This window comes from Arthrobacter sp. PM3 (assembly GCF_003352915.1).
GTDB lineage: Bacteria > Actinomycetota > Actinomycetes > Actinomycetales > Micrococcaceae > Arthrobacter.
The window spans coordinates 3,975,046-3,987,280 of the sequence record NZ_CP022314.1 but is presented as its reverse complement, the minus strand read 5'-3'; the positions used below and the strand labels follow the sequence as shown (position 1 = coordinate 3,987,280).

13 protein-coding genes and 2 tRNA genes are annotated in these 12,235 nt (G+C 67.7%); 7 read left to right on the top strand and 8 right to left on the bottom strand.

The genetic code is table 11. The annotated features are described in order from the left end of the window. Nucleotides 1-2 precede the first annotated feature (2 nt). The 3 genes from CFN17_RS18135 to bcp all read right to left on the bottom strand — a co-directional run bounded on the left by CFN17_RS18135 (nt 3) and on the right by bcp (nt 1,570). Nucleotides 3-677 carry a fasciclin domain-containing protein gene (locus CFN17_RS18135; RefSeq protein ID WP_208749082.1) on the bottom strand — a complete coding sequence of 225 codons (675 nt, stop codon included), beginning with the start codon at nt 675-677 and terminating at the stop codon, nt 3-5. A gap of 247 nt (nt 678-924) precedes the next feature. Next, nucleotides 925-1,009: transfer RNA gene (locus CFN17_RS18130), tRNA-Leu, on the bottom strand. Between the two features lie 87 nt (nt 1,010-1,096). Next, complete coding sequence (bcp, locus tag CFN17_RS18125; RefSeq protein ID WP_208749081.1) at nt 1,097-1,570, bottom strand: thioredoxin-dependent thiol peroxidase; 474 nt, start codon at nt 1,568-1,570, stop codon at nt 1,097-1,099. A gap of 101 nt (nt 1,571-1,671) precedes the next feature. Here bcp and CFN17_RS18120 point away from each other — a divergent pair, with 101 nt between their 5' ends. After that, a complete protein-coding gene (locus tag CFN17_RS18120; RefSeq protein WP_261792263.1) occupies nt 1,672-2,199 on the top strand; it encodes a MarR family winged helix-turn-helix transcriptional regulator in 528 nt (175 codons plus the stop codon). 123 nt (nt 2,200-2,322) lie between these two features. Beyond that, the gene (locus CFN17_RS18115) at nt 2,323-2,754 is read left to right on the top strand and encodes a universal stress protein (RefSeq protein ID WP_208749080.1); all 432 of its coding nucleotides are present in this window, start codon (nt 2,323-2,325) and stop codon (nt 2,752-2,754) included. Between the two features lie 62 nt (nt 2,755-2,816). On the opposite strand, the gene CFN17_RS18110 is transcribed toward CFN17_RS18115, so the two are convergent. Beyond that, nucleotides 2,817-3,458: a DUF2510 domain-containing protein gene (locus tag CFN17_RS18110; protein WP_208749079.1), complete on the bottom strand. Its 642-nt coding sequence runs from the start codon at nt 3,456-3,458 to the stop codon at nt 2,817-2,819. Between the two features lie 145 nt (nt 3,459-3,603). Here CFN17_RS18110 and CFN17_RS18105 point away from each other — a divergent pair, with 145 nt between their 5' ends. Next, nucleotides 3,604-3,792, top strand: coding sequence for a hypothetical protein (locus CFN17_RS18105; protein WP_208749078.1), 189 nt, complete (start codon nt 3,604-3,606; stop codon nt 3,790-3,792). 16 nt (nt 3,793-3,808) lie between these two features. Here CFN17_RS18105 and CFN17_RS18100 read toward each other — a convergent pair whose 3' ends face one another. Continuing rightward, entirely contained in the window at nt 3,809-3,994 is a 186-nt protein-coding gene (locus tag CFN17_RS18100) for a hypothetical protein (RefSeq protein ID WP_208749077.1), read from the bottom strand. Between the two features lie 226 nt (nt 3,995-4,220). Between CFN17_RS18100 and CFN17_RS18095 the strand changes: the two genes are divergently transcribed. Next, nucleotides 4,221-4,379 carry a hypothetical protein gene (locus CFN17_RS18095; protein ID WP_208749076.1) on the top strand — a complete coding sequence of 53 codons (159 nt, stop codon included), beginning with the start codon at nt 4,221-4,223 and terminating at the stop codon, nt 4,377-4,379. Nucleotides 4,380-4,796: 417 nt separating this feature from the next. Here the strand turns inward: CFN17_RS18095 and CFN17_RS18090 are convergent. The 3 genes from CFN17_RS18090 to CFN17_RS18080 all read right to left on the bottom strand — a co-directional run bounded on the left by CFN17_RS18090 (nt 4,797) and on the right by CFN17_RS18080 (nt 7,035). Continuing rightward, a tRNA-Lys gene (locus CFN17_RS18090) sits at nt 4,797-4,872 on the bottom strand. Nucleotides 4,873-4,989: 117 nt separating this feature from the next. After that, the gene (locus CFN17_RS18085) at nt 4,990-6,054 is read right to left on the bottom strand and encodes a PQQ-dependent sugar dehydrogenase (RefSeq protein WP_208749075.1); all 1,065 of its coding nucleotides are present in this window, start codon (nt 6,052-6,054) and stop codon (nt 4,990-4,992) included. A gap of 69 nt (nt 6,055-6,123) precedes the next feature. After that, a complete protein-coding gene (locus CFN17_RS18080) occupies nt 6,124-7,035 on the bottom strand; it encodes a hypothetical protein (RefSeq protein ID WP_208749074.1) in 912 nt (303 codons plus the stop codon). Between the two features lie 162 nt (nt 7,036-7,197). On the opposite strand from CFN17_RS18080, the gene CFN17_RS18075 reads away from it, so the two are divergent. The 3 genes from CFN17_RS18075 (at nt 7,198) to CFN17_RS18065 (ending at nt 12,235) form a co-directional block, all read left to right on the top strand. Then, nucleotides 7,198-8,136: a LysR family transcriptional regulator gene (locus tag CFN17_RS18075; RefSeq protein WP_208749073.1), complete on the top strand. Its 939-nt coding sequence runs from the start codon at nt 7,198-7,200 to the stop codon at nt 8,134-8,136. A gap of 128 nt (nt 8,137-8,264) precedes the next feature. Continuing rightward, nucleotides 8,265-9,986: a dihydroxy-acid dehydratase gene (gene ilvD, locus CFN17_RS18070; protein WP_208749072.1), complete on the top strand. Its 1,722-nt coding sequence runs from the start codon at nt 8,265-8,267 to the stop codon at nt 9,984-9,986. Between the two features lie 350 nt (nt 9,987-10,336). Beyond that, nucleotides 10,337-12,235 carry an acetolactate synthase large subunit gene (locus CFN17_RS18065; protein ID WP_208749071.1) on the top strand — a complete coding sequence of 633 codons (1,899 nt, stop codon included), beginning with the start codon at nt 10,337-10,339 and terminating at the stop codon, nt 12,233-12,235.

Genomic DNA, 12,235 nt, shown 5'->3' with positions numbered 1-12,235 from the left:
GCCTACTTGGGCATCAGGACGGAGTCGACCATGTAGACGGTGGCGTTGGCGGTCTGGACGCCGCCGCAGACAACGTTGGCGTTGTCGACCTTGAGGGCATCCTTGCTGCCGGTGACAGTGACGGAGCCGCCCTGAACGGTCTTGTGGGTGCCGACGATCTGGTCCGGGGTGATCTTGCCGGGCACCACGTGGTAGGTCAGGATCTTGCTGAGCGTGGCGTCGTCGGACTTCAGGGCTTCGATGGTGGCCGGGTCGATCTTCTTGAAGGCGTCATCGGTCGGGGCGAAGACGGTGAATTCGCTGCCGTTCAGCGTGTCCACCAGGTTGACCTTGGGGTTGAGCTTGCCGGATACGGCGGCGGTCAGGGTAGTGAGGATCGGGTTGTTGGACGCCGCGGTGGCCACCGGGTCAAGGGCCATGCCCGAGACGGAGCCGGCCCCGCTCGGAACCTGGGCGGCATAATCGGCGCAGCCGGGGCCGACGAGGTTGGCGGCCGGGTCCATGGCGGCCGCGGAGGGGCTCATGGACGGGGACGGTGCCATGCCGGATTCCGACGGCGCGGCGGCCGGCGCCGAGGAGGCTGCGGGGGCGCTGGATCCACCGCAGGCAGTGAGGCTGAGCATGGCGGCGGCTGCGATACCTGCAACGGCGAAGGTGGTGCGCTTGATGGTCTGCATTTCGGGTTTCTCCTTTGTTGTGGCGATGGTTGCCGGCTGCGGTCTTTGCCGCTGCGGCCCTTTCCCGACTGTCGGGCACCGACCCTGGGGTGGTGTCTCATTGGGTATTCGGGTGCCTGGAAGAAACGGATGGGTGAGGGGCCGGAATTCTTTTATCAGCGCCTGACATTGCCTGGAAACCGGCCGGAATCCGGCGGAAACCGGCCGGAAAGCACAAGAACCCCGGTCCGAAGACCGGGGTTCTCATTGGTGCGCAAGGGGGGACTTGAACCCCCACGCCCGAAGGCACAGGAACCTAAATCCTGCGTGTCTGCCAATTTCACCACTCGCGCGCGGCGTCGTCGTGATCCGGGACAAGAAGCCCGGCGCCGGACGCCAGGCTCCATTGTACCTACTGTCAGGCAGACTGTCGGCGTGAGCTACTCCCCGAGCTTCAGGTCGCGGCGGAGTTTGGCGACATGCCCGGTGGCCCGGACGTTGTATTGCGCGACGACGACCTTGCCGTCGGGATCGACGACGACGGTCGAGCGGATGAGGCCCTGGTAGGTCTTGCCGTAGTTCTTCTTTTCACCCCAGGCCGCATACGCCTCGGCGACGGCGTGGTCCTCATCGGAGAGCAGCGGAAAGGTCAGGCTCTCGGCGGCTGCGAATTTGGCAAGCTTGCCCACCGCGTCGGGGGAGATGCCCACCACGTCATAGCCGGCCTGCTGCAGCGAGGCGAGGGAGTCGCGGAAGTCGCAGGCCTGCTTGGTGCAGCCGGGGGTGGAGGCGGCGGGGTAGAAGTAGAGGATGGTGTTCCGGCCCCGGAAGCTACTGAGGCTCACGTCCCTCCCGTCGGCGTCCTTGAGGGTGAATTCCGGCGCATCGGCACCGGGGACGAGTCGTTCAGGCACGGGTGTCTCCCTAATCAGGTGTGTCGTGAAGTGGCGTGACCATCCAGCCTAATGAGAGCACCGTACCTGCGACCAATCCGGCGCTCGCTATACTCTTGGGTATGCCTGATTTGGATCGCTGGCCCACGGGCCGCCTACTGTCCACGGCAGCACGTCTCGTAGAACACTCCTGGAACGAAAAACTGGGGGCCATAGGCCTGACCCACGCCGGAGTGATCGCCATGGAGGTGCTGTCGGCCAACGGGCCGATGACGCAAGCCCAACTGGCCCAGCTGGTGCGTGTCCAGGCGCAGACCATGGGGAAGACGCTGAGTCGACTGGAAGTGCACGGCCACATCTCGCGCGAGCGCAGCGCCTCTGACCGGCGCAGCCACGTGGTGTCCCTGACGGACCAGGGCCGTGAGGCCGTTGCCGCGGCCGCGGACATGGAACGCTCCGTGCTCGCCGCGGCGCCCATTGACCCGGATGTGCTGCGTCAGGAACTCCAGGCCGTGGTCCGGGTGCTGGCCAACCGGGCGTCATCCCCGGAGGTCAAGGCGATTGTGACTGCCGCGGATCCCGGCCTCGCCGCCGGCGCCGTTTCCCCGGCCGAGCCGGATGCTGTCGCCAAGGCCACCCCGCTTAACTAGCCTGCCCGAGCCTCACGGTTCGAGCCACAGCGGCATCCCATGCTGCCCGGATGATGTCCTGCCCCGGCCCGTGGACGGATGATGGTGGCAACGCGTGAGCCCCAACCGGGTCGGAGGCATGGCATGGTTACCAGTAACCCGTTCGTGGTCGTCGTCGGCGTCGACGGGTCCGCAGAGTCGCGGGCGGCCCTCGACTGGGGCGTGGAGGAGGCGCGGCTCAGGGGCGGTGAGGTGATTGTCGTCGCGTCCTGGCAGCTTCCGTATGTTTCCGACGCCGGCGGCATGGCCTGGGACTATGCCAGCTTCGAGCGCGATGCGCAGAGAATCCTTGACGACGAACTCAGACGCGTGGCCGATACCGGTGTCCCGGCGACCGGACGCCTGGTGGAGGGCAACGCGGCCGCGGCACTGCTGGAGTCCTCACGCGATGCCGGCCTGCTGGTGGTGGGATCGCGTGGCCTGGGCGGGTTCACCGGAATGCTGCTGGGATCGGTCTCCTCCCAGTTGGCGCACCACGCCAAGTGCCCGCTGCTGATCATCCGGTCCGGGGGCTGAAAGTTCCGGGGGCTGAAAGTTAGGGCGTGCCTGCGTCAGCGCGGAGCAAGGAGAGAGAGAACTCAGATGGAGGCGGCCTGGTTCGCGAAGCTGGCCACGAGGGCGGACGTCTTGAGGCCCACGAGCACCACGGACAGGACGGTGACGCCGATCGTGGCCCACACGGGGGCGAGTCCGCGCCGGGGTGCCACCTCGTGGACGATGATGGAGCGGCCGATCACATAGACCTCCCGGCTGAGGAACACCCACGCCCAGTGGAACGGGCGCACCACGCCGTCCTTGCGCAGCCGGTCCCAGTCCAGGTAGGCCAGCAGGGCGGCGACGCCGTAGATCAGGAACCCGCTGCTGATCAGGAGGAAGTACGGGGTGGTGAAGATCGACGCCGGATCGAGAGTCTGCGTCTGCCGCGGACCAACAGTCCGGTACCGGAGCACCGGGTTCCAGAACATCAGCAGGATGATGGGCACGAGCGGCAGCGCCACGATCGTCCAGACGTAGGCGTTGTAGACGGGGGTGCGGTCACTGATGCGCCGGCGCTGCTCCTTCGGGTGCGGTGCCGGCGCCTGGAACTGCGGCGGCTGCCCCTGCGGCGGGTTGAATTGTCCGGTCCACGCCGTTCCGTTCCACCACTGAAGCCGGCCCGAGCCTGCGGGGTCCGGGTACCAGCCAGGGCCGGGGGCGGAAGCGTTGGGCGGGACGGTCATGGCTGTACATCCTTTTCCGGTGCGCGGGCGTTCGCTGCTGCTGAGACAGAGCGTACATCGGGGCGGCCCCGGTAGCGAGGGAGTCTCGACGCGCCGGAGGATCAGGAGGACGATTAATAGGCAATCACCATGAAGGAGGTCAGTGATGTGCTATTCGAACTACAAGGATTTCGGGCGTGATACCCGGAAGGATGCCGCACGCGAATCCACCGAACGCCGGGAGCCCCGGCCGGAGGCAAAGGAGTTCAAGTTCTGGGCCTTCCCGCGCCGCACCAAGGAATTCACTGTGGAGGAGCCGGAGAAGGTAGCCGACCGGAGCCGCGAGAAGGTCTAACCTTGGGCCGGCAATCTTAGTGCCGGGCCGTCCGTCTCAGGCCGAAGGCCGCCGAGGCGCTGATCAGGAGCCCGCTGAGCGTGAGCAGGAACGCGCCGGCGAGGCTCCTGTCTTCGTCCGGCCTTGGGCCGTCCGTGGCCGCCTTGCCGCCGGCCGGCGCTGAGGCGGAGGGACCCGGGGACGCTGCTGACGGCGACGACACGCCGGTGGCGGCCTTGACCGCTTCCGTCGGGGTCCCCGTGGCCGGCGGGGTTGCGTCGCCCTGGTCCGGTGACGACGACGGCTGCGGCTGTGCGGATGCAGGAATCTTTGGCTGCCCGGCGCCCGGGCTTTCCGTTGTCGGGGAGGGCTCTTGTCCCGGGGTTTGGGGTGGAGCAGTGCCCGACGGCGGCCGGGACGGCTGTTGCGGCGGCTGTGACGGTTGCGGTGTGGCCGTTGTTGGTGAGTCCGTCGGCGGTGCCGGAGAGGGGGAGCCCGGGCAGATCTTCAGCGGGATCAGGCTCCCCGGTGAACAGGGAGCCGCCGTTGCCGGCAGCGCCAGGACAAGTGGCGAGACCACCACCACCAGGGCCGCGGCGGACGCGTGAGAAGCCTTCCGGATGGAAATCATCCTGACCATCGTAGGGGTGTTGGCGGATTCTCCCGGTACCTGAGCCCGGTGCGGCGCCGTTTGGCAGGCAAAAGCCGCCCCGTCCCGCCGGAATTTCCCCACTTTCATCGGGGCCGGGGCCCCGAGCACCCGCGGTTCTCCGCAACACGCCGTACGGCACCTCCAAAGCTGGGGAAACCCCGACACGGTTGTTCCGCGGCCCGGCGGATCACCGGGAATGGGGCTTGGCGGCCAGCGGAAGCACGCCCACGTGGTCTCCGAACGGCCATTCGCACTTTTTGGCCGCTAACCCCTAATACCTGACCCCTCACCCCGAAGCCGGCCCGATGAGCCCACGGCAAAAAGAAACCCCGTCTTCGCAGGCCGCTAAGCCTGCGAAGACGGGGTTTCATTGTGGTGCACCCCCCGGGACTCGAACCCGGAACCCATTGATTAAGAGTCAATTGCTCTGCCAGTTGAGCTAGAGGTGCATCTGTTGTTTTCGTTCATCCCGGGCTTTTTATTTCCCGCGGTGTTCTCCGCAACGACATGAAACTCTACACGAGTTTGGCCGCAGTGTGAAATCGGTGCGTCGGGGTCATGCTCCGCTAGCGCGGGAGGTCCAAAATCAGCGCAAAATCAGGGTTTTGTCCGTTGCTGAGCAGCCAGAGGCGGCCGTCCGGGGCCAGCGAAACGTTCCGGATCCGGCCATACTCCCGTGTGAATTGGCTCACAGGATCGCCCGCGTATTCGCCTTTGAGGGGAACCACCCACAGTCGCTGCCCGCGCAGGGCGCCCAGATAGGCCGTGTCGCGGACGATTTCCAGTCCGCTTGGTGACGATTCCGCCGTCGACGGCCACACCACCTTGGCGTCCAGGAAGCCGGAGCGGTGCGGGGCACCCGTCACCTCCGGCCAGCCGTAGTTGCCCCCGGGCACAATCAGGTTCAGTTCGTCGTTGACGTCGGGACCGAACTCGCTGGCCCAGAGCCGCCCCGCGCTGTCCCACGCGAGTCCTTGGACGTTCCGGTGCCCGAGGCTGTAGACCGGGTTGTCCCCGAAAGGGTTGCCGGGGGCAGGCCGTCCGTCGGGGGTCAGACGCAAGATCTTCCCGCCCAGGGCCGAGGGGTCCTGCGGCTGCTCGCGGCGCTGCGCATCGCCCGTTCCCGCATAGAGGAAATTGTCGGGGCCGAAACGGATCCGCCCGCCGTTGTGCGTACTGGCCTTGGGAATGCCGGTGAAGACAGGTTCCACGGGGCCGGCTTCCAGCCGTCCGCCGCGGTCCTCGAGCCGCATGCGGACGATCCTGTTGTCCGCCGCCGCGGTGAGGTACGCGTAGAGGTAGCGGTCGGTGGCGAAGTCCGGGGAAAGGGCAAGCCCCAGGAGGCCGCCTTCGCCGCCGGGAACGACGCCGGGCACCTGGCTGATCGTCCCAAGTTTGCCGCCGCTGACGGTGCGGAGCAGGGCGGAGTCACGTTCGGAGATGACGGCGGTGCCGTCCGGCAGATACACGGCGGACCAGGGAAGCTGGAGCCCGTCAATGCGGCCGGTAACCGTGGGCGCCCCCGCGGCGCCCGAAGTGCCCTTCGCCGGGCTGCCTCCGGACTGCGACGGGGGCGGGGGTGCGGCGTCGGTACAGCCGCTTAAAAGGAGCAGGGCAACCGCCAGGGCCATGCCCCGGGCCGTTGCCCTGCCTAAGAAACCTGGGAGCGTCACCGCAGAAGGCGCCCGTCCGTCCGGTGGCTACTGGCGTGTCCGGCGAGGCGGCCGGAAACCGGCGGCCTCGGCGTGCGCTGCGGAAACAAACCACACTTCGGCCCGGGTTTCATCGTAGGCCGGGCTCGTCTCGTCGTGGTAGATCATCGACGACGCGTTGCCTTTGACGGTGAATCCTTCCGGGCCGCTGCCGTCGGCCGCAGGAGCCGCCGAGCCCTCGCCGTAGGGCTGATCGGTGGCCAGGTGCCCGGCGGGCTCGGCCGTGTGGCTTGCAGAAGACTCTGCCGCCGCGGACGAGGCGGCTGTCTGCAGGGTTTCCGCGTCGGCGAGGGGCGCCGACTCCGGCACGAACTCCGCCGCGGACTCCGGTGCGGGGGCGGGAGCCTCAGGCGTCACCGCAGTGGGGCGGGCGGCGTCGTCGAGGCGCTCAGCGGCGGCCGACTCCGCGCCGGGCAGGGTGGGCGCATGCGGTCCGGTGTATTCGGGGTGGTGGACCGGCACGGCGGCGGCGGCAGCTTCTGTCCCCGCCCCGGCGTGGGCGCCATGGCCCGGTTCATGGTGGACGGCGGCGTGCGTCCCGGCAGGCGGGGCGGTCTCGGACCACTGGGTTTCCCATTCGGAACCGTCCGGGGCTCCGGCACCTTCCGGCGTTAGGGCCGGCGCGGCCCCTGCGACGCGCGGCTCGGCCGGCGCAGCCTGCGCAGCCCCTGGTTCGGACGCCGCGGACTCAGGCTCGGCCGCGGGTGGCGGTGCAACCGGTGCCGCGGCCTCGGGCGCCGGGGCGGGTGTCGGCGTCGGCGTTGGTGCCGGCGTCACCACCGGCGCTGCAGCGGACGCCGATGCGGAGTCCGCGCCCTGGCGGCTCTTGTTGCGGTTGAGTATCGCCCAGATCACAGCGACCACCACAACGATGACGACGAGCCAGACAATCCAGTCCATAGCAGAGCCTTTCAGTCCATAGTGCGTCCACCGCGATAGCGCATCCATCGCGTGCATGGGGCACGGTTGCCGATGTTTGACGGTACGTCCGGGCCAAGCCGGCTGTCCAGCCTCGCGGGACGCGGCGCCGACCTGCGCCAACATGCCGTGTAGCCTCGCCTCATGGACTTCAAGCGACTGCGGATTCTGCGTGAACTCGCCGACCGCGGCACGGTGGGGGCCACCGCGGAGGCCATGAAGGTCACGCCGTCGGCCGTTTCCCAGCAACTCAAAACCCTGCAGGACGAACTCGGCGTGGTCCTGGTGGAAAAGTCCGGCAGGGGAGTCCGGCTTACCGAGGCGGGGCTGGCCATGGCCGGCGCCGCCGCAGAGGTGTCCACCGCCATGGCCCGGGCCGAGGCCACCATCGACACATACCGGCGCGGCTGGCAGACACGCGTGGTGGCGGCCTTTTTTCCGAGCGCGGCCGAGATGTTCCTGCCCGGCCTCCTCCACCGGGTCAAAGCCATCGAGGGGCTCCGCCTCGAAGCGCACTTCGAGGATCCCGGCGTGGCCGGGTTCGCCGGGCTGACTGCGGACTACGACATCGTCCTGGCCCACAGCGTCGACGGCCCGGGGGTCTTCGGCGGCCAGGGCCTGGCGGTGGTGCCGCTGCTGGACGAACCGCTGGATGTCGCGCTGCCGGCAGGACATGCGCTCGCCGCCAAGCCCGCGCTGCGCGCCGAGGACGTGGTCGGCTTCCCCTGGATGGGGGTGCCCGAAGGCTTCCCGTTCGATACCGTGCTGCGCCAGATCGAGCTGCGCGCCGACGCGCCGGCGCTCCGCGTCCAGCAGTTCCCCGATCTGCGCGTGCTGGAGGCCCTGGTCAGTGCCGGGCACGGGCTGAGCCTGCTGCCGCGGTACACGGCTGTCAGCAATCAGGAGCGCGGCTTCGTCCTGCGCCCGCTCGAGGGCGTCAAAGCGAGTCGGAGCATTGTCGCGCTGGCGCGTCCGGATGTCGCGGCCCGGACCACCATCCAGCAGGTCCTGGCGCTGCTCAAGGCCGAAGCCCGGGCCGTTGCCGACGCCCCGGAATTGCGCCCCGGTACTGCGCCGGATTGAGCCGGACGTCGGCGTATTTCATCATGTGAGATGAGAGTCCACTATTTGATCGACATATTCGCCGATTTCCGCTTAACGCTCCCGTATGGGGTCGTGGCCGCCTCCGGCGGGCGCCTAGACTTTGAGCCATGAGCCAGGACACCGAAGCAGCAGCCGGCGCCACGCCGGATATCAAGCCCCGCAGCCGGGTCGTTACCGACGGCATCCACGCGGCTCCCGCGCGCGGCATGTTCCGTGCGGTCGGCATGGGCGACGACGACTTCGCCAAGCCCCAGATTGGCGTTGCGAGCTCGTGGAACGAGATCACTCCCTGCAACCTTTCGCTGAACAGGCTCGCCCAGGGTGCCAAGGAAGGCGTCCACGCCGGCGGCGGGTTCCCGATGCAGTTCGGCACCATCTCCGTCTCGGACGGCATTTCCATGGGCCACGAGGGCATGCACTTCTCCCTGGTGTCCCGCGAGGTCATCGCCGACTCCGTGGAGACCGTCATGCAGGCCGAACGGATCGACGGGTCGGTGCTCCTGGCCGGTTGTGACAAGTCGCTGCCCGGCATGCTGATGGCTGCCGCCCGCCTGGACCTCGCCAGCGTGTTCCTCTATGCCGGCTCGATCATGCCCGGCTGGGTCAAGCTCGAGGACGGCTCTGAAAAGGAAGTCACCCTGATCGATGCCTTCGAGGCCGTCGGTGCCTGTGCCGCCGGCAAGATGAGCCGCGAGGACCTGGACCGCATCGAAAAGGCCATCTGCCCGGGCGAAGGAGCCTGCGGCGGCATGTACACCGCCAACACCATGGCCTGCATCGGCGAGGCCCTGGGCATGTCCTTGCCCGGCTCCGCCGCGCCGCCCTCGGCGGACCGCCGCCGCGACGCCTTCGCCCACAAGTCCGGCGAAGCCGTGGTCAACCTGCTGCGCCTGGGCATCACGGCCCGCGACATCATGACGCGCAAGGCGTTCGAAAACGCCATCGCCGTCACCATGGCTTTCGGCGGCTCCACCAACGCCGTGCTGCACCTGCTCGCGATCGCCCGCGAGGCCGACGTCGAACTGACGCTTGAGGACTTCAACCGGATCGGCGACAAGATCCCGCACCTGGGCGACCTCAAGCCGTTCGGCCGCTACGTGATGACCGACGTCGACAAGATCGGCGGCGTGCCGGTGATCATGAAGGCCCTGCTCGACGCCGGCCTGCTGCACGGTGACTGCCTCACCGTCACGGGAAAGACGGTCGCGGAGAACCTCGCCGCCATCAACCCGCCGGACCTGGACGGCAAGATCCTGCGCGCGCTGGACAACCCGATCCACAAGACCGGCGGCATCACCATCCTGCACGGCTCCATGGCCCCCGAGGGCGCCGTCGTCAAGAGCGCCGGGTTCGACGCCGACGTCTTCGAGGGGACCGCCCGCGTGTTCGAACGCGAACAGGGTGCCCTGGACGCACTGGACAACGGTGCGATCCACAAGGGCGACGTTGTCGTCATCCGCTATGAAGGGCCCAAGGGCGGCCCCGGCATGCGGGAGATGCTCGCCATCACCGGTGCGATCAAGGGCGCCGGCCTGGGCAAGGACGTCCTGCTGCTCACCGACGGGCGGTTCTCCGGCGGCACCACGGGCCTCTGCATTGGCCACGTCGCGCCCGAAGCTGTCGACGGCGGCCCCATCGCGTTCGTCAAGGACGGCGACCGCATCCGCGTCGACATCGCGGCACGCACCTTCGACCTCCTGGTTGACGACGCCGAACTCGAGGCCCGCAAGGTGGGCTGGGAGCCGCTCCCGGCCAAGTTCAGCAAGGGCGTCCTGGCCAAGTACGCCAAGCTCGTCCACAGCGCCTCCACCGGCGCCTATTGCGGGTAATGCCAGCCCGAAGATGCGGCGCGAGCGCCGCATCTTCGGGGCCAGGTTCAGCCAGTGGACAGCGTTGTCCAAATAGTGAGACTCGGGCAACACTCGTTGACACCTGTCTTACTCAGAGGGAAAACTGAACCCATGACCGAGATCGTTACCGCCGGCGCCGCTTCAAGTGTCACCGTCGTCCTTACCAAGCGCGTGGCTGACTAGCCCGACTGGTAACGAACCGTCACGCGCAACCCCTCGAAGAGCCCGCCGGCTGAGGGGTTTTTTTATTTCCCGCAGTACCGGCACCATGCACCACCCGCTATGCAAGCAGTTCCATGATCACCGAAGATCCACAAAGGAAGAGTCCGATGAGCAAAGGATCGCCGATCAGCCCCTCGCTGATGGCCACAAAGTCCACTGGAGCCCACAAGGCCCCGGATCGCGTCGAACGTCCGGCCGAGGCCGGCGTCGACACTGCTGCCGTCTCTCCTGTCCTCGGACCGAACAACGTCGTACCCCCGACGGTCATGTCCGGTTCGCAAGCAATTGTCCGCTCGCTCGAAGAACTCGGCGTCCAGGACATTTTCGGTTTGCCCGGTGGCGCGATCCTGCCCACCTATGACCCCTTGATGGCCTCCACAATGAACCACGTTCTGGTCCGTCACGAACAGGGAGCCGGCCACGCCGCGCAAGGCTACGCCATGGTCACCGGACGGGTTGGCGTCTGCATCGCCACTTCGGGCCCGGGTGCCACCAACCTCGTTACCGCCATCATGGACGCCCACATGGACTCCGTGCCTATGGTGGCCATCACCGGCCAGGTCTCCAGCGGGGTGATCGGCACCGACGCGTTCCAGGAAGCGGACATCGTCGGGATCACCATGCCGATCACGAAGCACTCCTTCCTGGTCACCGACCCCAACGACATCCCGCACGTCATGGCCGAGGCCTTCCACCTGGCCTCCACCGGACGCCCGGGACCGGTCCTCGTGGACGTCGCCAAGGACGCCCAGCAGGGCCAGATGACGTTCTCCTGGCCGCCCCGGATCGACCTCCCCGGCTACCGGCCGGTGCTGCGCGGCCACAACAAGCAGGTCCGGGAGGCCGCCCGGCTCATCTCCGCGGCCAGCAAGCCCGTGCTGTACGTCGGCGGCGGCGTGGTCAAGGCCCATGCCGCGGCCGAGCTGCGCGAACTGGCCGAGCTGACCGGCGCGCCCGTGGTGACCACGCTGATGGCCCGCGGCGTGTTCCCGGACTCGCACCCGCAGCACGTGGGGATGCCCGGCATGCACGGCACGGTGTCCGCCGTCACCGCGCTGCAGCAGTCGGACCTGCTGATCACCCTCGGCGCCCGGTTCGATGACCGCGTGACCGGCGTACTGAGCTCCTTCGCCCCGAACGCCAAGGTGATCCACGCCGACATCGATCCGGCGGAAATCTCCAAGAACCGCACTGCCGACGTCCCGATCGTCGGCTCGGTCAAGGAAATCATTCCCGAACTGACCGAGGCCCTGCGCACGCAGTTCGAGGCCTTCGGCACCCCGGACCTGACCAACTGGTGGGCCTTCCTGAACAACCTTAAGGAAACCTACCCGCTGGGCTGGACCGAACCCGAGGACGGCCTGAGCGCCCCGCAGCGTGTCATCGAGCGGATCGGTGCCCTGACCGGCCCTGAAGGCGTGTACGTCGCCGGCGTCGGGCAGCACCAGATGTGGGCGTCGCAGTTCATCAAGTACGAACGCCCGCACGCCTGGCTCAACTCCGGCGGCGCCGGCACCATGGGCTACGCCGTGCCGGCGGCCATGGGTGCCAAGGTGGGCAACCCGGACCGCGTCGTCTGGGCGATCGACGGCGACGGCTGCTTCCAGATGACCAACCAGGAACTGGCCACGTGCGCGATCAACAACATCCCGATCAAGGTCGCGGTCATCAACAACTCCTCGCTGGGCATGGTCCGGCAGTGGCAGACCCTCTTCTACGAGGGCCGCTACTCCAACACCGACCTCAATACCGGCCACGACACCATCCGCATCCCGGACTTCGTCAAACTGGCGGACGCCTACGGCTGCGCCTCCTTCCGGTGCGAACGCGACGAGGACATCGATGCCACCATCCAGAAGGCACTGGAAATCAATGACCGCCCCGTCGTCATTGACTTCGTCGTGAGCCCCAACTCCATGGTGTGGCCGATGGTCCCCGCCGGAGTGAGCAACGACCAGATCCAGGTTGCCCGCAACATGACCCCGGAATGGGAAGAGGAGGACTGA

Coding starts and splice junctions, on each gene's coding strand:
- CFN17_RS18065 (WP_208749071.1), top strand. CDS start 10,337: ATGAGCAAAGGATCGCCGATCAGCCCCTCGCTGATGGCCACAAAGTCC.
- CFN17_RS18110 (WP_208749079.1), bottom strand. CDS start 3,458: ATGACCGTCCCGCCCAACGCTTCCGCCCCCGGCCCTGGCTGGTACCCG.
- CFN17_RS18120 (WP_261792263.1), top strand. CDS start 1,672: ATGCCTGATTTGGATCGCTGGCCCACGGGCCGCCTACTGTCCACGGCA.
- CFN17_RS18085 (WP_208749075.1), bottom strand. CDS start 6,054: ATGGCCCTGGCGGTTGCCCTGCTCCTTTTAAGCGGCTGTACCGACGCC.
- ilvD (WP_208749072.1), top strand. CDS start 8,265: ATGAGCCAGGACACCGAAGCAGCAGCCGGCGCCACGCCGGATATCAAG.
- CFN17_RS18115 (WP_208749080.1), top strand. CDS start 2,323: ATGGTTACCAGTAACCCGTTCGTGGTCGTCGTCGGCGTCGACGGGTCC.
- CFN17_RS18135 (WP_208749082.1), bottom strand. CDS start 677: ATGCAGACCATCAAGCGCACCACCTTCGCCGTTGCAGGTATCGCAGCC.
- CFN17_RS18075 (WP_208749073.1), top strand. CDS start 7,198: ATGGACTTCAAGCGACTGCGGATTCTGCGTGAACTCGCCGACCGCGGC.
- CFN17_RS18105 (WP_208749078.1), top strand. CDS start 3,604: ATGTGCTATTCGAACTACAAGGATTTCGGGCGTGATACCCGGAAGGAT.
- CFN17_RS18080 (WP_208749074.1), bottom strand. CDS start 7,035: ATGGACTGGATTGTCTGGCTCGTCGTCATCGTTGTGGTGGTCGCTGTG.